This window comes from Deltaproteobacteria bacterium (genome assembly GCA_035063765.1).
Lineage (GTDB): Bacteria > Myxococcota_A > UBA9160 > UBA9160 > PR03 > CAADGG01.
Genome location: JAPSFT010000007.1, coordinates 151905 through 171265, shown reverse-complemented (window position 1 = coordinate 171265; position 19361 = coordinate 151905). Strand labels below are relative to the sequence as shown.

Below are 19361 nucleotides of genomic sequence, written 5' to 3'. Positions count from 1 at the left end.
CCGGCGTCCTCTCAGCCGATCCGGCGGTGGACCAGGACGCGGCTGCCGCCGGCGAAGAAGATCTGCACCTTGTTGGCGCCCACCAGGCGCTCGACGACGCCGGGCCCGAAGGCGGGGTGCTCGACGCGGTCCCCGGGTGCGTAGCTCTCGTTGGCCTCGTAGGGGCGCGGGGGGCGATCCGGATCGGCGGCGACGAGGGGACGCGCGGCGACGGGCTTGCGAGCGGACGCGTCCACGAGGCCGGTCCGGCGGTGCGGGCGCGGCCGGGCGCCCTCGCCCGAGCGCAACCGGTGGCGCTTGTGGCACTCGCCGCACTCCACCTGCGCGATGCGGCCGTCGACCATCGCGATCACGACGTGCCAGGTCTTGCCGCAGCGGCCGCACTCGGCCTCGATGTCGGCCCCTACGCTCATGCCGCGCCTCACCCACCCGACCGCCCGTCGGGGCGGCGCCGCATCCTAGCCGCCCACCCGGCCAAGGGGTAGAGTGCGCCCCGACTCCACACCGCGAACCGGGGAGCGATCGTTGTCCGACGAGCCGCTGATCGCCGTCTTCGTCGATTTCGAGAACCTGGCGCTCGGTGCGCGCGGCATGAAGGGCGGGCGCTTCCAGATCGACCTCGTGCTCAAGCGGCTGCTCGAGAAGGGCCGGATCGTCTACAAGCGCGCCTACTGCGACTGGAGCCGCTACCGCGAGCACGTGCGCGAGTTCCACGGCCAGGGCGTCGAGCTGGTGGACATCCCCCAGACCCGCCAGAGCGGCAAGAACAGCGCCGACATCCGGATGGTCGTGGACGCGATCGACCTCTGCTACGCGAAGGGCCACATCGACGTCTTCGCGCTGCTCTCGGGCGACAGCGACTTCTCGCCGCTCGTCTACAAGCTCAAGGAGAACGAGAAGCGCGTGATCGGCTGCGGCGTCCGCAACTCCACCTCCGAGCTGCTGGTGGCGAGCTGCGACGAGTTCCTCTTCTACGACGACCTCCTGAAGGCGCAGACCGAGCGTCCGGCGCGCAAGCGCACCCGCGAGCGCGAGGGCCAGGCGGCCGATCCCGCCCTCGACCGCCTGGTCGAGATCGTGCGCTCGCTCGAGCAGGACTACGACCCGATCTGGGGCTCGATCGTGAAGCAGACCATGCGCCGCGTGGATCCCGGCTTCAACGAGGCCCAGTCCGGCTACCGCTCCTTCGGGGAGCTGCTCCAGGCCGCCGAGAGCAAGGGCCTGATCCACCTCGACTACGACCCGAGCCGCGGCAACTACAAGGTGCGCCTGGCGGCGGTCTAGCCGCCGAGGATCGCCTGGTACACCGCGCGGATCGCCTCGGTGTGGCGGGCGTAGTCGCGCAGGAGCGCGCTGCGGGCGCTGGCCTCGCGCGCACCCTCGGCGTAGCCGAGCCGGCGCGCGACCGTGTCGAGCTGGGAGCTGCCGGCGTCGAGCTCCGAGATCGAACGGTTCTCGACGATCCGCAGCCGCGCCGCCAGGCGCTGCAGGAAGTCCCAGCCCTGCGCGAGCGCCTCGGCCTGCGCGGGGGGCAGCAGGCCGCGCGCCGCGAGCCGCTCGAGCAGCACCTCGGTGCGCTCGACGTCGTGCAGCGCAGGCGCCCCGGCGCCGTGCTGGAGCTGGAGGAGCTGCACCACCGTCTCGACGTCGAGCAGGCCGCCGCGCCCGCGCTTCAGGTCGCGGTGCCCGCGTGACTCGGCGGCGAGCTCCGCCTCCATGCGCACGCGGATGCGGTGGACCTCGGCGGCGGCGCCGGGCCCGAGGGGCCGGGCCAGCACCTCGCGGCGCAGCGCCTCGAAGCGCCCGGCGGCGCCCGGATCGCCGGCGACGGGCCGTGCGCGCAGCAGCGCCTGCCGCTCCCAGAGCTGCGCCTCGCCCGCGTGGTAGGCCGCCATGCCCGCGAGCGAGGTCACGAGCGCGCCCTGGTGGCCGGAGGGCCGCAGGCGCGAGTCGATCTCGTAGCAGGCGCCCTCGGCGGTCGGCGTCTCGAGTGCCGAGATGAGCCGCTGCGCGACGCGCACGCAGTGCTCCTGGGCGGCGAGCGGCTCGCCCTCGTGCCCGGGCGGCAGGTCGTAGAGGAAGATCAGGTCGAGGTCGCTGCCATAGGAGAGCTCGCGGCTCGCGAGCTTCCCCATCCCGACCACGAGGAAGCGCGCCGCGGCAGCGCCGGGCCCCGGCGGCCGCACGCGCGCGACCTCGCGCGCGGCGACCTCGAGCGCGGCCTCGAGCGTGACCTCGGCCACCTCCGTGAGCGCGCGCTCGCACGCGGCGCGTGCCACGCGCCCGTCGAGGTCGAGGAGCCCCACGTTCATCACCTGGCGGTGGACGAAGAGGCGCAGCGCCTCGAGCTCCGACTCGTAGTCGGCCGGCCGCCCGGCCGCCGCGGCGCGCTCGCGGCGCAGGGCGGCCAGGTCCCCGCGCAGGTGCGCGCGGTCGAGCAGCAGCACGTCGGGGTCCGCGAAGAGCGGCTCGATCAGCCGGGGATGGCTCGCGAGGGTGTTCGAGAGCCAGCGCGAGCCCGCGAAGAGCGCCGCGAGGCGCCCCACCAGCTCGGGCCGGTCGAGCAGCAACTCGTAGTAGAAGCGGCGCGCGCCCACGCCCTCGACGAAGCGGTCGAGGTTGGTCATCGCGAGCGCGGGGTCCGGCGAGGCGGCGATCTCGCGCGCAAAGGCGCGCGCGAGCGACTCCATCATCGGGCGCGTCGCGGGCGCGCTGGCGAGCGCCGGCTGGTGGCGCAGGAAGAGCTGTACCACCTCGTCGGCCTCGCTCTCGGCCCGGAAGCGAGCCGCGAATCCGAGCACCTGCTCGCGGCGCGCCTCGAGCTCGGCGGCGAGGCGCGCGACGCCGTCCGCTTCGAGATGGCCCATGGCGCGAGCCAGCCGGCGCAGCGCCTCGGGCTGCTGCGGCACGCGGTGCACCTGCTGCTCGTCCTCCATCTGGAGGCGGTTCTCGAGCCGGCGCAGGAAGCGGTAGGCGTCGAGCAGGGCCTCCGCCTCCTCCGCCGGCAGGACGCGGACCTCGGCGAGGCGGCGCAGGGTGCGCTGGGTGGAGCGGTCCCGGAGCTGCGGGATGCGGCCGCCGTGGAGGAGCTGGAGCGCCTGCGCCACGAATTCGACGTCGCGGATCCCGCCCGGGTCGAGCTTCACGTCGAAGCCCTGGCCGCGGGTGCCGCGCCGGCGGCCGATCTCGTCCTTCAGCGAGCGGATGCGCCCGACGCCCGCGTAGTCCATCGTCGCGTGGTAGATCATCGGCGCGACCGCCCGCACCGCGCGCCAGCCGAGCGCGAGGTCGCCCGCCACCGGGCGTGCCTTCATGAACGCCACCTTCTCCCAGTGGGCGGCGGCGGTTTCGTAGTAGGCGAGCAGCGCCTCCTCCGAGACCACCGGCGGGCCGAGCTCGCCCTCCGGCCGCAGGTCGAGGTCGATGCGGTAGAGGAAGCGCTCCGGGGTCTCGGTGGCGACGAGCGTGCCGAGCTCGCGGGTGACGCGCGTCCAGTAGTCGGCGGGGGCGAGCTCGTGGCCGCCCGTGCCGGCGGCGCCGTCGAAGACGTACACGAGATCGACGTCGGATGAGAAGTTCAGCTCCTCGCCGCCGAGCTTGCCGAGGCCGAGGACGCAGAAGCCGCCGGGAGCGGGCCCGAAGCGCGCCGCGACGCGCGCCCGGGCGAGGCGCAGCGCGGCCTCGAGCAGCGCCTCGGCGAGGGCGCTGAGCTCCGCGAGGGTCTCGCCGCTGCGTGCGAGCGGGACGAGGCCGGCGTCGGCGTCGCGGGTCACGATGCGCGCAAGGGCGCGGTACTTGCACTCGCGCAGGATCCGCGCCGCCTCGGCGTCCGGAGCGCCGGCGAGCGCCCCGGCGATCCCGGCGTCGAGCGTGTCGCGCGCGAGCGGCGCCCGCAGGTCGTCGCGGGCCAGGGCGGCGAGCCAGTCCGGATGGCGCGCGAGCCACGGGGCCAGGAAGGGCGCCACGCCGCAGCAGGCGTGGAGCACGCGCGCGAGGCCGGCCGGGTCGAGCGGAGGCCGTGCCGCCGCCGCCTCGAGCACGCGCTCGGCGAGCTTCCGCGCCCGTTCGGGGTCGGGCGCGCGCGCCAGGGCCTCGTGCAGCGCGGGATGCTCGCTGGCGGCGTTCAACGCGCGGCCGTCCCCTCGTGCCGGAACCAGAGCACGGCGAGCGGGGGCAGCGTGATCGAGATCGAGCAGGGCAGGCCGTGCCAGGGCCGGGGCACCGCGTCGGCGCCGCCCAGGTTGCCGAGGCCGCTCCCGCCGTAGAGCGGCGCGTCGCTGTTCAGGATCTCGTGCCAGCGCCCGGGTGCGGGGACGCCGAGCCGGAAGCCCTCCCGCGGCACCGGCGTGAGGTTGCAGGCGACCGCGATCGTGCCGGCTCCGGAGCGGGCGCGGCGCAGCCACGAGAGCGTGCTCTGCTCGTTGTCGTTGCAGTCGATCCAGGCGAAGCCCGCGGCGTCGCAGTCGAGCTCGTGCAGCGCCGGCTCCGCGCGATAGGTGGTGTTGAGGTCGCGGACGAAGCGCTGGAGGCCCTGGTGCGGGGCGTGGGCGAGGAGGCCCCAGTCGAGCTCGCCGTCGTGGTTCCACTCGGACCCCTGGCCGATCTCGCCGCCCATGAAGAGGAGCTTCTTGCCGGGCTGCGCCCACATCATGGCGAAGAGCGCCCGCAGGTTCGCGAAGCGCTGCCAGGCGTCGCCCGGCATCTTGGCGAGCAGGGAGCCCTTGCCGTGCACCACCTCGTCGTGGGAGAGCGGCAGCACGAAGTTCTCGCTGAAGGCGTAGAGCATCCGGAAGGTCAGCTCGTTGTGGTGGTGGCTGCGGTGGATCGGCTCGCGGCGGAAGTAGGCGAGCGTGTCGTGCATCCAGCCCATGTCCCACTTGAGCCCGAAGCCGAGCCCGCCGAGCCAGACGGGGCGCGAGACCATCGGCCAGGCGGTCGACTCCTCGGCGAAGGTCTGGACGCCGGGATGGCGGCCGTAGACCTCCTCGTTGAAGCGGCGCAGGAAGCGGATCGCGCCCAGGTTCTCGCGGCCGCCGTGTGGATTCGGGATCCACTCGCCGGGCTTGCGCGAGTAGTCGAGGTAGAGCATCGAGGCCACCGCGTCCACGCGCAGCCCGTCGGCGTGATAGGTCTCGAGCCAGTAGGTCGCGTTCGAGAGCAGGAAGCTCCGCACCTCGTGGCGGTCGTAGTTGAAGAGGAAGCTGTTCCAGTCGGGGTGGAGGCCCTGGCGCGGGTCGCCGTGCTCGTAGAGGTGCGTGCCGTCGAAGAAGCCGAGGCCGTGCTCGTCGGTCGGGAAGTGCGACGGGACCCAGTCGAGGATCACGCCGAGGCCGTTCTGGTGGAGCACGTCGACCAGGTACATCAGGTCCTGCGGCGTCCCGTAGCGGCTCGACGGCGCGAAGTAGCCGGTGGTCTGGTAGCCCCAGGAGCCGAAGAAGGGGTGCTCCATCACCGGCAGGAGCTCCACGTGCGTGAAGCCGAGCGCGCTCGCGTACTCGGCGAGCGGCCCCGCGAGCTCGCGATAGCCGAGGCTGCGCCAGCCCTCCGCCGCCACCCGCCGCCAGGAGCCGACGTGCAGCTCGTAGATCGACATCGGCGCGGTGAGCGCCTGGCGTGCGGCACGCGCCTCCATCCAATCCTTGTCGCCCCACGCGTAGTCGAGCTCCCAGACCACCGAGGCGGTGCGCGGCGGCACCTCGTGGTGGAAGGCGAAGGGATCCGCCTTGTCGACGCGGTAGCCGCGCTCGCGCGAGCGCAGGTGGTACTTGTAGACGGCGCCCGGGCCGACGCCGGCGACGAAGCCCTCCCAGATGCCGGAGCTGCCGCGCGGGCGGAGGCGGTCACGCCCGCGGTCCCAGCCGTTCCAGTCGCCGGACACGCTGACCGCCTCCGCGTTCGGCGCCCACACCGCGAAGCGCGTCCCGCGTACGCCGCCGGCGACACAGGGATGGGCGCCGAGCTTCTCGTGCAGCCGCAGGTGGCTGCCCTCGTTGAAGAGATGGAGGTCCTGGTCGCTCAGGGCCGACGGCACCGGCATGGCCCGGAGCCTGCCCCTCCGCCCCGGGAGGCGCCAGCGTCAGAGGTCGGTGGGGTCGTGGAGGAGGGGCTCGGGGACGGCCGCGCCCTCGTGTCGGGCCCGGCGCACGGCGGCGAGGAGCTGCAGCGCGCGGGGCAGGAAGAGCAGCCCGAGCAGCAGGTTCATGACGAGGAAGACGGCGTTCACGCCGAGCGCGTAGGCGATCAACTGGTCGTGGCTGCCGAACTCGGCGAAGAGCGCCGCCCACGCCACCTCGCGCGTGCCGAAGTTGCCGAGGGTCGGGATCGCGAGCGCCAGGTAGAGCAGCGGCAGGCGTGCCGCGAGCGCGATCCAGTCGATCGGGATCCCGAAGGCGCGCGACGCCAGCCCCTGGATCAGGACGTCGAAGAGCGTGAGGCCGAGGAAGCCCAGGTAGAACGGGCGCAGGTCCCGGAACGCGAAGCGCTCGAGCCAGCCGCGCAGGCCCGCGATGCCCGGGATCCGGAGCTTGCGCGAGCCCGACAGGCGCACGGCGATCGCGACCGCGAAGACCACGCCCCACAGGATCGCGGCCGTGGTCCAGGTGCCGCGATTGCCGGCCGGCCCGCCCGTGACGAAGGGCAGCGCCACGGTCATCAGCGCGAGCATCACCTGGAAGTGCACGAAGGCGGGCACCAGCGCGGCGCTGATGACGGCGTCGATGCGCCCACCCGCGAGCTGGGCGAGGCCGAGGAAGAAGGCGGCGTCGGAGGCCGGGTTGCTGACCGTGCGGATCAGCTCCGAGCCGCCCCGCACGGCGAAGACGGAGCGGGTCGGCACCTCCGACACGAAGCGGCGCAGCGCGAGCGCCTGGAGCGAGGTCCAGACCGCGAAGAACGCGAGCCGGTCGAGGCTCGCGAAGAGCAGGAACGCCGGCACGTCGGCGGCGCGCAGCGCCTCGCGCAGCTTGTGCCAGTCGGTGGCCCAGCCGAACACGTAGACGAGCAGCGCCGCCGAGACGACCCACGGCAGGACCGATCGCCAGCTCCTGCGCGCGAGGGCGGCCATCGGCCGATCATACCCGGGTCACCGGGCCTGGTCGCCGGGCCCCGCCCGCTCCCGCTTCCGCCGGGCCTGCCGCCGCTTGCCCTCGAGGCGCCGCTCCCGGGAGGCGCGGGTGGGCCGCGTCGGGCGGCGCGGGCGGGCCGGACGGAGGGCGGCGGCGAGCAGCTCCTCCATGCGCGCGAGCGCGGCCTCGAGATTGCGGCCTCGCTCGCGATGGCGGTCGCAGGCGATCCGCAGGCGGCCGTCCGCGTCGAGGCGGCCGGCGAGGCGCTCGCGTACCCGGGCGGTGCGTTGCGCGCCGAGCCAGGCCTCGGCGGCGTCGAGGTCGAGGCGCAGCTCGACCTTGGTCTCGACCTTGTTCACGTTCTGCCCGCCCGCCCCGCCGGAGCGGGCGAAGCGCTGCGCGAGCAGGCGGCGCGGCAGCACGAGCGTGCGGCCGACGCGCAGGTCGCGCAGCCCGCTCACGTCCGATCCAGGGGGCTCGCGCCGAGGGCGGCGATCGCCCGCACCAGGAGCGACACGACCGCCTCCACGTTGGCCGCGAAGGTGCGCGTGATCTCCTCCCAGGTGACCGGCGGCTCGTCCTCCTTCCACGAGTCGTAGTCGGTGGCCATGGCGACCGCCGCGTAGGGCAGGCCGGCCTCGTTCGCGAGCGCGCACTCGGGCGCGGTCGACATGTTGACGACGTCCGCGCCGAAGCTGCGGAGCATCCGCGACTCGGCCCGCGTCGAGAAGCGCGGGCCCTCGATGGTCACGACCGTGCCGCGCGGGTGGTGGCGCAGGCCGAGCGCGCGCGCGGCGGCGATCAGCCGCTCGCGCAGGCGGGCGTCGAAGGGGTCGGCCATCGGCGTGTGGACGGGCTGGCCGGGCTCGAAGCGCTCGTGGAAGCTCTGCGCCCGCCCCCGCGTCCAGTCGATGAACTGATCGAGCACGACGAGGTCGCCTCGGCCCACCTCCTGGCGCAGGCTCCCGACCGCGGTCGTGGCCAGCACGTGGGTGCAGCCGGCCGTCTTCAGGGCATGCAGGTTGGCGCGGTTGTTCACCTGCGAGGGCGGGATCGTGTGCGCGCGGCCGTGGCGCGCGAGGAGCAGGCACTCGACCCCCTCGATGCGCCCGTGCCGGAGCGGCGACGAGGGGGCGCCCCAGGGCGTGGTGACCGCCTCGTCGCGCGCGCCCGCGAGGAGCTGCGGGTCGTCGAGCCCCGAGCCGCCGATGATGCCGATGCGCGCCAAGGAGCCCCCCCTGCCTCGCGGCGGGAGCGAGTCTACGGTGACGCGGCGAGCGCTCGCCAGCGGGCGCGCGCCGCGCCGGCGCGACCGTTCCGGCGGCCGGATGCGATACCCTGCGCGCCCGCAGCGGAGCAGGGAGGAGACGGGGTGGCGATCGTCTGTGCGACGGACTTCTCGCCCGGGGCGGAGCACGGCCTGCGCACGGCGGCCGCCTTCGCGCGCGCCTGCGGCGAGCGCCTGCTGCTCGTACACGTGACCGACCTCGGCGCCCTGGCCTGGACGGGGCGCAAGCTCCAGGACGAGCTCTCGCAGGCCGCCACGGCGCGTCTCGCCGAGGTCGCCGCCGGGCTCGCGAGCGGCGGGCTCGAGGTCGAGACGCGCGCGCTCGTCGGCCGGCCCGACGAGCGCATCGGCGAGCTCGCGCGCGAGGTCTCGGCGCGGCTCCTGGTGATGGGCATCGTCGGCCATCGTCCGGGCCCGCGTTGGAGGGTCGGGAGCCTCGCCACCCGGCTGGCGCGCGCGGTGCCGGCGCCCGTCCTGCTGGCCGCCGACGCCGCGCCCTTCGAGGCCTGCGCGGGCGGCCGGCGCGCGCTGCGGGCGCTGGTGGCGGTGGACGCCTCGGCGAGCGGCGACGCCGCGGCCGCCGCGCTCGCGAGCCTGCGCCGGCTCGGTGCCTGCGACGCGCTGCTCCTCCACCTCTGCGAGCCGGCAGGTGCGGCCACCGCCCGCGCCGAGCTCGAGGCGCGTTTCGGCGCGCCGGCGGGGCCGGGGACGACCGAGATCCGCATCGAGCCGGCGGTCCGCTGGCTCGCGGACCAGATCGCGCTGGTGGCCGAGCAGGAGCGCGCCGACGTGGTCGTGGTCGGCGGCCGGCAGCGAAGCGGGCTCGAGCGGATTCGACAGGATTCGGTGTCGGAAGCCCTGCTGCGCCTGGCGCCGGCCTCGGTGCTGCGCGCGCCGGCCGGGGGCGCGTGACCGGGCCCGCCTCGCCACCGCCCTGACCCCCGCTCCCCGCTCGCGGCGGGACGACCCCTTTTACCGAAGTTTCACAGGCGCCCGCCTTCGCCGGCCTGGGCAGGCCGTATCCTGCTCGCGCTCGAACGGCCCTGCCCAGCGAGAAGGAGCACCGGGGTGACCATGCGCGAAGGGGAGACGACGAACGCCGAGCCCGTGCGGCCGCCGACCCATGCCGACGGGCTCTGGGCGAACGCCACGCTCGACCGCATCACCTACGCGCTCTACTGGGGCGTGCACGTCGCGGCGCTCGGTGTCTTCGTGACCGGCTTCACCAAGACCGCCCTCCTGCTCTTCGCCCTCACCTTCTGGGGCCGTCTGTTCGGCATCACCGCGGGCTACCACCGCTACTTCGCGCACAAGAGCTTCCGGACGAGCCGCGCCTTCCAGTTCGTGCTGGCGCTGCTCGGGACCCTGGCGACGCAGAAGGGCCCGCTCTGGTGGGCGAGCCTGCACCGCATCCACCACCGCGAGTCGGACGGCCCGCACGACGTCCACTCGCCCAAGCGCGGCTTCTGGTACTCGCACCAGGGCTGGATCTTCGACAAGCGCTGGCAGGCGACGCGCCTCGACCTGATCCCGGACTTCGCGCGCTACCCCGAGATCCGCTGGCTCAACCGCTGGCACTTCGTGCCGCCGGTGGCGCTCGCCGTCGCCTGCTTCGCGATCGGCGGCTGGCCGGGCCTCTTCTGGGGCTACTTCCTGTCGACGACCCTGCTCTGGCACGCGACCTACACGATCAACTCGCTGATGCACCTGGTCGGCGGGCGGCGCTTCGAGACCGGCGACACGAGCCGCAACAGCCTGGCGCTGGCTCTGCTCACCTGCGGCGAGGGCTGGCACAACAACCATCACTTCTACCAGGCGAGCTGCCGCCAGGGCTTCCGCCCCTGGGAGGTGGACGCGACCTACTACGTGCTGCGCGGGCTCGCGGCGATCGGCCTCGTGAGCAACCTGCGCGAGCCGCCTGCCTGGATGAAGGAGACCGGCGCGAGCCGCGCGCCCGAGCTGAGCGAGGCCGCCTAGCCGGCGGCCTCCCGCCTCACTCGAAGTCGCGCTCGAGGACGGTCCTGCGCCCCTCGGCGCGCGCCTTCTCGATGGCGCGCTCGGCCAGCTCGCGCACCGCGTCCGAGAGCGGCTCGACGCAGCGGTCCGAGGTGTTCATCCCGGCGCGCGCGCGCACGTAGGCCTTGAGCTTCGAGGCGACGATGAGGACCTCGCGCGCGAGGGGGTCCGGCCGGGCCGGCGCCGGCGGCGGGAGGATGCGGCGCGGCGCGGCGGCGGCGGCAGGGGGCGCGGACGGAGCGCGCGCCGGGGCTGCGGTCGCGGGGGCCCGTTCGGCCGGCCGCTCCTCCCCCCCGTCCTCCGCGAGCTTCGCGGCCCACTCCGCGCGCGTCGGCGCGCGGCGCTCGAGCGCCCACGACTCGCGGTGCGGCACCACGGCCAGGTGCGCGTCCCAGCACGACACCGAGCAGAAGGTGAGCGCCGTGCGCCCGCGGTTGCAGGTGGAGACGTTGCAGGCCCAGTACGGCGCGGCAAAGGCGAGCGGCGCCTTGCACGAGCTGCAGCGCCGCCAGCGATCGGCCGCCTCCATGCCGGGTCCCTCCGAGGGCGAGACTCTAACGAGCTAGTCGAGCAGGGCCAGCAGGTCCTCGCGGGTGAGCGCCGCGGCGGCACCCGCGTCGCCGAGCGCCGCGTCGGCGGCGGCACGCTTGCGCGCCTGGAGCGCCAGCACGCGCTCCTCGACGCTGTCGGCCGCGACGAGCCGGTGGATCTCGACCGGCCGGGTCTGGCCGATCCGGTGCGCGCGGTCCGCGGCCTGGTCCTCGACCGCCGGGTTCCACCACGGGTCGAGCAGGAAGACGTGGTCGGCCGCGGTCAGGTTCAGGCCGCTGCCCCCGGCCTTGAGCGAGACGAGCAGGACCGGCGGCCCCGCCGCGTCCTGGAAGCGGGCCACCACCCCGGCGCGGTCGCGGGTGCTGCCGTCGAGCCGGGTCCAGGCGATCCCCGCCGCCGCGAGGGCCGGCTCGACCCGGTCGAGCAGGCTCGTCCACTGCGAGAAGACCAGCGCCTTGTGGCCCTCGGCGACCGCCGTGCCGAGCTCCTCGACGAGCAGCTCGAGCTTCGACGAGCCCGCCGGACCCGCACCCGCCTGCTGCCCCGGCACGAGCCCGCGGTGGCAGGCGGCCTGGCGCAGGCGCAGGAGCGCCTCGAGCGCGGCGAGCGGGCTCGCACCCGCCGTGAGGCGCTCGGCGACCTCGCGGCGCGTGGCGGCACGGATCGCCTCGTAGACCGCGCGCTCCTCGGGGTCGAGCTCGCAGCGCAGCACGCGCTCGATGCGCGGCGGCAGCTCGGGGGCGACCTCGCTCTTGCGGCGGCGCAGCACGAAGGGGCGCAGGCGCCGGCGCAGCGCCTCGGCGACGCCCGGCTCGCCGGCCGCGATCGGCCGCGCCCAGCGCGTCTGGAACGAGGCGCGCGAGCCGAGCAGCCCCGGGCTCGCGAAGTGGAGCTGGCTCCACAGCTCCTCGAGGCGGTTCTCGACCGGCGTGCCGGTCACGGCCACGCGCCAGCCGGCGCGCAGCGCGCGGGCGGCCCGGGCGACCTGGCTGTCCGGGCTCTTGATCGCCTGGGCCTCGTCGAGGACGACCGTGTCCCAGGCGGCGGCGGCGAGCGCCTCCGCCTCGAGACGCAGGATCGCGTAGGTCGTGAGGGTCACGTCGGCGCCGGGATCGAGGCTCCGCGCGGGGCCGTGGTAGATGGCGACGGCGAGGCCCGGCCGGAAGCGGCGCAGCTCGTCGGCCCAGTTCTGGAGCACGCTCGTCGGGCACACGACGAGGGTCCGCCTGGAGGCAGGCAGGGCGCAGAGCACCTGGAGCGTCTTGCCGAGGCCCATGTCGTCGGCGAGCAGCGCGCCGAGGCCGGCGTCGCGCAGGAAGCAGAGCCAGTCGGCGCCCGCGCGCTGGTAGCCGCGCAGCTCCGCGCGCAGGTCCGGCGGCAGCGCGGCGGGCGGCGTCGCCGTGAAGCCGTCGACGAGGGCGCGCAGCCCGTCGAGGGCGGGGGGCGGCGGGGTGTCGAGCGCGGCGGCGAGGCGGGCGAGATCCGGAAGCGCGGCGCGCGGCAGGCTGCCGTCGGCGCGGCGCTGCTCGAGCAGGGCCGCCGCCTCGCGGCCGAAGCGCGCGAGCCAGTCGGCGGGGAGGGGCGCAAGGCCTCCCTCGCCGATCGACACGAACGTGCGTCCCTCCTCCCAGGCGCGCAGCACGCGCGCAGCGTCCACCCGGAGGGGCGCGCCCGGCGTGGCGCCCTCGAACCAGAGCTCGACGCGCTCCCCTTCGCCGCCGAGCCTCGGCGCGAGCGCGGGCGCGCGGACGAAGGTGGCGTGCGCATCGCCCTCGATCGCGCCCGGCCAGCTCCGCAGGCGCGCGGCGGTCTCGAGCGCGGCCTCGTCGCGCAGCACGAGCTCGGCGCCGACCGGGAGCGCCAGCTCGCCCTGCACGCGCCGCGCGAGCGCCCGCTCGGCAGGCTCGTCGCGGAGCGGCACGGCGCCTCCGAGCGGGATCAGCCGGCCTGCCTCGACGCGCGCGCGCGGCGGGTCGCCGTAGACGAGGTCGGCACGCACGGCGAGCGCCTCGCCCTGGCGGTGCGTCGCGATCACGATCCGCGGCGGCTCGCGGCGCGCGCCGGCGCGCGGAAGCCGCCGCGTCCGCACCTCCACCGGGATGCGCCGCGCGAGGTCCGGGAGCACCTCGGCCGCGAGCTCGGCCGCACGCTCGGGCGCGAAGAGTTCCCCGCGCGGGAGCTCTGCGAGCTCGCGGGCGCCGAGGCGCGTCTCGCGGAGTGGCCGGAGCGCGCCCGCGACGAGCGCGAAGCCCTCGCCGACCGGCTGGGCGCCGGGCGGCAGCAGCTCGACGCGCAGCAGGAAGCCGCCCGCGTGGTCCTCGACGAAGCCCTGGGGTGCGAGCGGCTCGGGCTCGCAGCGCACCGGGACCCCGTCGAGACGCACGTCGGTGCAGCGCGCGAGGAGCGGCAGGAGGCGCGTGAGGCCGGCGCGGCCGAGAGGGCCCCCGCGCGGGTCGTCGAGCGCATCGTCGACCGCGAGATCGATCTCCTCGGCGGCCACGCGGGGGCCCGCGACGCGCCCGGCCGCGAGCGCGCGCAGGCGCACCGCGAGCACCTGCTCGCCGCCGTCGGCTGCGACGGCGAGCCGCGCGAGCGCGAGCCCGCCCGCACCGCGCGAGAGCGCGTAGCGCAGCCGCCCGCCACCTTCGCCGGGCGCCGGGCGGGGCAGGGCGCCGCCCGCCTGTCGCCACGCGATCGCCGCGGCGGCGACGTGCTCGCAGGGGTCCTCCTCGCCGGCGCAGTCGCAGTCCCAGGCGCCGTCGGCCGGGAGCAGCGTCACCGCACGCGCGACCACCGCGCCCGGCTCGGCGACCCGCAGGCGCAGCTCGTCCGCGCCCTCCGCCTCGAGCGTGACGGCCTGCGCGCGCACGAGCTCGACGCCCCGCGACCAGGCGTGGCGCGAGGCCGCCTTGCGCACCGCCTCGAAGAGCGACGAGGAAGCCATGCGGGCGCGCAGCGTAGGAAACCCGTCCCGCCCGGGCATCCACTACCCTCGCGCCGCGATGAGCGCCCCCGACACCGAAGCGCCCGCGGCCTCGCGCCTCGGCCCGCGCCTGCCCGACGGCCCGCTCGCGCCCGAGGCGTCGCTCGATCGCTTCCTCGGGTGGGTCGCCGACACGGGCCTCACGCTCTATCCCGCGCAGGAGGAGGCGCTCCTCGAGCTCTGGGCCGGCAAGCACGTGGTGCTCTCGACACCGACCGGCTCGGGCAAGTCGCTGGTGGCGCTCGGCCTGCACTGGAAGGCGCTCTGCGAGGGCCGCCGCTCGTTCTACACCGCACCGGTGAAGGCGCTCGTCAACGAGAAGTTCTTCGCGCTGTGCGCGGAGCTCGGCCCCGAGCAGGTGGGGATGCTCACCGGCGACGCCAGCATCAACTGGGCGGCGCCCGTCGTCTGCTGCACCGCCGAGGTGCTCGCGAACATGGCGCTGCGCCAGGGCGAGGCCGCCGACGCGCCCTGCGTCGTGATGGACGAGTTCCACTTCTACGCCGACCCGGCGCGGGGCGTGGCGTGGCAGGTGCCGCTCCTGCTCCTCGAGCGCACCCAGTTCCTGCTGATGTCGGCGACGCTCGGCAACACCGCGCCGATCGAGGAGAAGCTGGTGCGCCAGAGCGGGCGTCCGGCCGCCCACGTGCACAGCGACGAGCGGCCCGTGCCGCTCGGCTTCGAGTGGCGCGAGACGCCGCTCCACGAGACGGTCGAGGAGCTGCTCGCGAGCGGGCGTGCGCCCGTCTACGTCGTCTTCTTCACCCAGCGCGAGGCGGCCGAGCAGGCCCAGGCGCTGACCAGCGCGCAGCTGGCGACGCGCGAGCAGCGCCAGGCGATCGCCGAGGCGCTGGCCGGCGTGCGCTTCGACTCGCCCTACGGCAAGGACGTGCAGCGCATCCTGAAGCACGGGGTCGGCCTCCACCACGCGGGGCTCCTGCCGCGCTACCGGCTGCTGGTCGAGCAGCTCGCCCAGCGCGGCCTGCTGCGGGTCGTGTGCGGCACCGACACGCTCGGCGTCGGCGTGAACGTGCCGATCCGCACCGTGCTCTTCTCGGGGCTCGTGAAGTTCGACGGCGAGAAGACGGGCCTGCTCTCGGTCCGCGACTTCCAGCAGATCGCCGGGCGCGCCGGACGCAAGGGCTTCGACGACCACGGCTGGGTGGTGTGCCAGGCGCCCGAGCACGTGGTCGAGAACAAGCGCATCGAGGCCCGGGCGGCGGGCGGCGGGAAGAAGGCGCAGAAGAAGAAGCCGCCGCCCGGCTTCGTCGGCTGGTCGAAGGAGGCCTTCGAGAAGCTCGCGGCGAGCCCCCCGGAGAGGCTCGAGTCGCGCTTCCGGATCGGGCACGGAATGCTCGTGGCGTCGCTCCAGCGCGGGCTCGACGAAGGGGTGCGGGGGACCGGCCACCGCCTGCTCGTCGAGCTGATCGAGCGCTCGCACGAGCCGCCGGCCCGCAAGCGTGTGCTGCGCCGCGAGGCGGCCCGTCTGTTCCGCTCGCTGCGTGCGGCGGGCCTCGTCCAGCGCGTCTTCGACGTCGAGGCTGGCTGCGCCACCGTGCGCCTGGCCGCCGATCTCCAGCGCGACTTCTCGCTGCACCAGTCGCTGGCGCTCTACCTGGTCGACGCGGTCGGGCTCCTCGACCGCACGTCGCCCGACTACGCCCGCGACGTCCTGTCGCTCGTGGAGGCGATCCTCGAGGACCCCCGGCCGGTCCTCCAGCAGCAGGTGCAGCAGGCCCGGGCGGAGCTCGTGGCGCGGCTCAAGGCGGAGGGGGTCGAGTACGAGGAGCGCATGGCGAAGCTCGCCGAGGTGACCCACCCGAAGCCCGCCGAGGAGTTCCTGCGCGCGAGCTTCGCCTTCTTCTGCGAGAAGCACCCATGGCTCGCCGAGGAGCCGCTGCGCCCGAAGTCCGTGGCCCGCGAGATGTGGGAGGGCTACGAGGACTTCGACCACTACGTGCGCCGCTACGGCATCCAGCGCAGCGAGGGCCTCCTGCTCCGCTACCTCTCGCAGTTCCACAACGTGCTCGTCCAGTCGGTGCCGGAGGCCGCGCGCGACGACGAGCTGTGGGACGCGATCGGCTTCTTCCGCGCGCTGCTGGCGCGGGTGGACTCGAGCCTCGTCGAGGAGTGGGAGGAGCGCCTGCGGCCGGGCGGTGCGAGTGCTCTGGACCCTTCGGGACGGCGCCGCGATCGGCCGGCTCCGGCGCCCCAGCCCTACGACCTCGCGCGCCACCCGCGCGCGCTCGCCGCGCGCGTGCGCGGCGAGCTCCACCAGCTCGTGCGCGCGCTCGCGGCGCGCGACTGGGAGGCGGCCGCGGCGTGCGTGCGTGCCGACCCCGGGGATCCCTGGGACGAGGCGCGCTTCGAGCGCGCGCTCGCGCCCTTCTTCGCCGAGCACGGGCGCATCGTCTTCGAGCCGCGCGCCCGCAGCGCCGACAAGACCGTCCTGCGCCAGGAGGAGCCGCGGCGCTGGAGCCTGCAGCAGGTGCTCTGCGACCCGGGCGGCGAGGACCTCTGGCACCTGGCGGGCGAGGTCGACCTGCGCGCCGAGCGCTCGCCTGCGGGGCCGCTCGTCCGCCTCCTCCGGATCGGGACGTAGGGGTGCTCGGCCCGACGGCTGCCGTCGCGTCGTGCGATCCCTTCCGCAGCGCGGACCTCAGCGCTCGCGCCAGCCGCCCCCGCCCGCGAGCTGGAGCGCGGCGACCTCGCGCGGGCGCTCGGCCTCGAGCACGGCGAGCTCGCAGAAGCCCTCGCGCTCGAGCTGCGAACGGAGCGGCAGGGGATCGCTCGAGCGGCGCCCGCGCAGCCAGGGTCCTCCCGCGGCGCGCGTGAGCAGGCCCACCGACCCGAAGCGCGGCCCGCTCGGGGGCACGCCGCCGGCCGTCGCGGACCAGAGGCTCCCGAAGGCCGGGGCGCCGAGCAGCAGCAGCGCGCCGCGCCATCGAGCAGCCGCGAGCGCGGCGAGCAGCTCGCGGGCCCCGGCCTCCCCGGCGCCCTCGCGCCCGAGCCTCGCGTCGAGCCCGACCGGGACCGGGGCCGTGCGCGCCGCCGCGAGGGCGAGACCCTCCGGCGCTGCGAGGACGCCGTCGATCCACTCCCAGTGGTGCGCGAGGCGGCGCAGCGCGCCCGCGGCGTCGGCCGGGCCGTCCCCGCCCGCTTCCTCGTCGAGGCAGAGCAGGAGGAGCTTGCGCAGCATCCCTCAGGGCGCCGCGGACGCCGGTGCGGTGAAGCCGTGGCCGGGCGCGACCCAGATCGGCGAGGACCAGGCGCGCTCCTCGTTGGGCGCGAGGCAGTCCTCGCCGCGCGGGGTGCGGTAGTCGCCGTAGCAGGGGTCGACGCCGACGCAGGCGCCGCTCTCGTCGCGGGTGCAGCGCAGCAGGCCCGCGTTCACCGCGGGCGTCGGCTCCTGGATCGCGCGCACGTAGTAGAGGATCTCGCGGTTCTCGGCGAGGAACTCGGGATCGTCGAACTCGACGGTGCAGCCGCTCTCGTCGGGCGGGCAGGGAAGCGTGCGCCACGGGTCCTGGATCAGGGCGTCGACCAGCTCGCCCGGGACCGCCTGCGGCCGGATCCGCACGACCTCGATGCGCGTGATGCGCCGCCGCACGTTGCCCGGGTGGTAGCACTCGCCGCGGCACAGCCGCTCGAGGCGCTCGGGCGACAGGCCTGCCGTCGCGGCGTCGGGGCAGCCCGGGAGCTGTTCGAGGGCGCCGGCCGCACGCACGCGGAAGATCGGGGTCTCGGCGAGCCTCGCGTCGCTTCCCATCGGCAGCACGCCGCCCGGCGCGTTCAGCAGGTCGAACCAGAGCAGGATGCGCTCGCCGCTGGTCCCGTAGACCGCGCGCTCCTGGAGCGCGTCCCAGATCGCCTCGCGGCCGCGGCCCCGGGCGTGGAGCCCGACCAGCCCGCCGGTCAGGAAGAACGACGCCTGGCGCTCGAAGTCGAGGAGCTGGTACTGCTGGAGGCCGCGCGCCGCCTCCTCGATCGACACCGACTCGGGTGCGGGGTCGCGACGCACGCCCCGGTTGACGCGCTCGTACCACCCGGCGTCGCGCGGGCCGCGTGCCTCGGTGTTGTAGAGGCGCCCGTACTCCTTGTAGCCGGTGCCGGGGCGGGCGGAGTGGTTGTCGCTCGACGCGAGGAAGCCGAAGCGGAAGCGCAGCGGATCGGCCGTGTCCCGGAAGTCGGAGAGCGCGAGGATGTACTGGACCGCGCTGCGCGGCCGGTAGCCGAAGGCCGGCAGGTAGCAGTCGGTGCAGTTGCCGCAGTTGCCCCAGTCCTCCACCTGCGCGCCCGGCACGGTGAGCCGGCCCTGCACCCCGGCGGCCAGGAAGTTCGCCTGCGCCGCCGCCACCCGCTCCGCGCACTCCGGCGAGTCCGGGTCCTCGCAGCGGCTGCGGATGATCGTGCCGGCACGCTGGCAGCAGGGCTCGTAGTCGGGCTGGGTCGCCGGGCAGATCGCCTCGCCGTTCGCGCCGAACTCCACCTCGCGGAAGCTCCGGTACTGCTCGGAGCTCCCGTGCCCCGAGAAGACCTCGACGAGCTTCTGGCGCGCGGGGTCGTGCTGCTCCGGATCGAGCTGCTTGTCCCACGACGAGCCGGGCGGCGTGTAGATGCCCCAGGTCGTTCCGTGCGGGATCACCAGCGAGTCGAAGCCCCACTGGTCGAGCTTGTCGAAGAGCAGCGCGGGCGTGGCGGCGCCCTCGGAGCAGTCCGTCGGGAGCTCGTGGACGTCCACGCCGTCTGGACACATCGGCGTGTCGCGAAGCTCCCCGAGGTAGGTCATCATGTCGAAGTAGAGCTGGCGGTTCTCCCAGTCGCCGAGCGGCAGCAGCCAGCGCTGGCGCCAGTCCGGCTTCTGGCGCATCGCCTGGGTCGCGAAGCTGGCCGAGTGGATCGGGCGCGCCGGGACGCGCCCCTCCTCCCACTCGCGCAGGATCACGTTCTTGTGCCCGTAGTGGGTCTCGGGCGTGCGCCCGATCTGGGTCCACTCCCAGCCGAGCAGCGCCACGACGTCGGGGTCGGCGGGATCGCCGGCAACCGCGTTGCACTGCCGGATCGTGTCGATCGTCTCCTCCCAGCGCCGCGGGGTCAGCGCCTCGGCGTGGTCGGTGATGCTCCAGAAGTCGAGGGCCGAGCAGATGCGGGCGAAGTCGCAGGCGTCGGCGACGGGGTGGACGCCCTCGCCCTGCTGGATCGGCAGGCCCATCATGAAGGCGTCGGCCGAGAAGGTGGTGTGGACGTGCAGGTCCCCGAACAGGATCTGGCGATCGGGATCGGCCGAGAACGAGCGCTCGGCGAGCGCGTGGGCCGCCTCCGCCTGCGCCCCGGCGCGGGAGCGGACGAGCTCCGGCGGGAGCGCGGCGCCTTCGATCGTGCCGGGGCCCTGGTGCTCGCCGCAGCCGGCGAGCGCGAGCAGGAGCGCGAGAGGGGCGGCGAAGGTCGTGCGTTCCAC

General features: G+C 75.2%; 14 protein-coding genes. 4 read left to right on the top strand and 10 right to left on the bottom strand.

The window, feature by feature from the left end:
* Positions 1 to 11 precede the first annotated feature (11 nt).
* Positions 12 to 413, bottom strand: a complete 402-nt coding sequence (locus OZ948_07190) for a hypothetical protein (GenBank protein ID MEB2344505.1) — start codon at positions 411 to 413, stop codon at positions 12 to 14.
* A gap of 112 nt (positions 414 to 525) precedes the next feature.
* On the opposite strand from OZ948_07190, the gene OZ948_07185 reads away from it, so the two are divergent.
* Positions 526 to 1284: an NYN domain-containing protein gene (locus OZ948_07185; protein ID MEB2344504.1), complete on the top strand. Its 759-nt coding sequence runs from the start codon at positions 526 to 528 to the stop codon at positions 1282 to 1284.
* Here OZ948_07185 and OZ948_07180 read toward each other — a convergent pair.
* The 5 genes from OZ948_07180 to mtnP are packed head-to-tail and all read right to left on the bottom strand — an operon-like array spanning position 1281 to position 8292.
* Positions 1281 to 4127 (bottom strand): hypothetical protein, encoded by a 2847-nt coding sequence (locus OZ948_07180; GenBank protein MEB2344503.1) that lies wholly within the window; start codon positions 4125 to 4127, stop codon positions 1281 to 1283. The two genes, OZ948_07185 and OZ948_07180, sit on opposite strands and share 4 nt — an antisense overlap.
* Positions 4124 to 6037 carry a 1,4-alpha-glucan branching protein GlgB gene (glgB, locus tag OZ948_07175; protein ID MEB2344502.1) on the bottom strand — a complete coding sequence of 638 codons (1914 nt, stop codon included), beginning with the start codon at positions 6035 to 6037 and terminating at the stop codon, positions 4124 to 4126. Before glgB ends, OZ948_07180 begins: the two co-directional genes overlap by 4 nt.
* Before the next feature lie 39 nt (positions 6038 to 6076).
* Positions 6077 to 7063, bottom strand: coding sequence for a lysylphosphatidylglycerol synthase domain-containing protein (locus OZ948_07170; protein MEB2344501.1), 987 nt, complete (start codon positions 7061 to 7063; stop codon positions 6077 to 6079).
* 18 nt (positions 7064 to 7081) lie between these two features.
* Positions 7082 to 7525, bottom strand: coding sequence for an alternative ribosome rescue aminoacyl-tRNA hydrolase ArfB (arfB, locus tag OZ948_07165; GenBank protein ID MEB2344500.1), 444 nt, complete (start codon positions 7523 to 7525; stop codon positions 7082 to 7084).
* Positions 7522 to 8292 (bottom strand): S-methyl-5'-thioadenosine phosphorylase, encoded by a 771-nt coding sequence (gene mtnP / locus OZ948_07160; GenBank protein MEB2344499.1) that lies wholly within the window; start codon positions 8290 to 8292, stop codon positions 7522 to 7524. The genes arfB and mtnP overlap by 4 nt, the downstream gene beginning before the upstream one ends.
* Positions 8293 to 8436: 144 nt before the next feature.
* On the opposite strand from mtnP, the gene OZ948_07155 reads away from it, so the two are divergent.
* Entirely contained in the window at positions 8437 to 9264 is an 828-nt protein-coding gene (locus OZ948_07155; GenBank protein ID MEB2344498.1) for a universal stress protein, read from the top strand.
* A 162-nt stretch (positions 9265 to 9426) separates the two neighbouring features.
* A complete protein-coding gene (locus OZ948_07150; GenBank protein ID MEB2344497.1) occupies positions 9427 to 10329 on the top strand; it encodes an acyl-CoA desaturase in 903 nt (300 codons plus the stop codon).
* 16 nt (positions 10330 to 10345) lie between these two features.
* On the opposite strand, the gene OZ948_07145 is transcribed toward OZ948_07150, so the two are convergent.
* Both OZ948_07145 and OZ948_07140 read right to left on the bottom strand, forming a co-directional pair.
* Positions 10346 to 10897: a hypothetical protein gene (locus OZ948_07145; GenBank protein ID MEB2344496.1), complete on the bottom strand. Its 552-nt coding sequence runs from the start codon at positions 10895 to 10897 to the stop codon at positions 10346 to 10348.
* 33 nt (positions 10898 to 10930) lie between these two features.
* Positions 10931 to 13864 (bottom strand): DEAD/DEAH box helicase, encoded by a 2934-nt coding sequence (locus OZ948_07140; protein ID MEB2344495.1) that lies wholly within the window; start codon positions 13862 to 13864, stop codon positions 10931 to 10933.
* Positions 13865 to 13922: 58 nt separating this feature from the next.
* Between OZ948_07140 and OZ948_07135 the strand changes: the two genes are divergently transcribed.
* A complete protein-coding gene (locus OZ948_07135; GenBank protein ID MEB2344494.1) occupies positions 13923 to 16505 on the top strand; it encodes a DUF3516 domain-containing protein in 2583 nt (860 codons plus the stop codon).
* Positions 16506 to 16562: 57 nt separating this feature from the next.
* On the opposite strand, the gene OZ948_07130 is transcribed toward OZ948_07135, so the two are convergent.
* Both OZ948_07130 and OZ948_07125 read right to left on the bottom strand, forming a co-directional pair.
* The gene (locus tag OZ948_07130; protein MEB2344493.1) at positions 16563 to 17102 is read right to left on the bottom strand and encodes a hypothetical protein; all 540 of its coding nucleotides are present in this window, start codon (positions 17100 to 17102) and stop codon (positions 16563 to 16565) included.
* 3 nt (positions 17103 to 17105) lie between these two features.
* A complete protein-coding gene (locus OZ948_07125) occupies positions 17106 to 19361 on the bottom strand; it encodes a DUF3604 domain-containing protein (protein MEB2344492.1) in 2256 nt (751 codons plus the stop codon).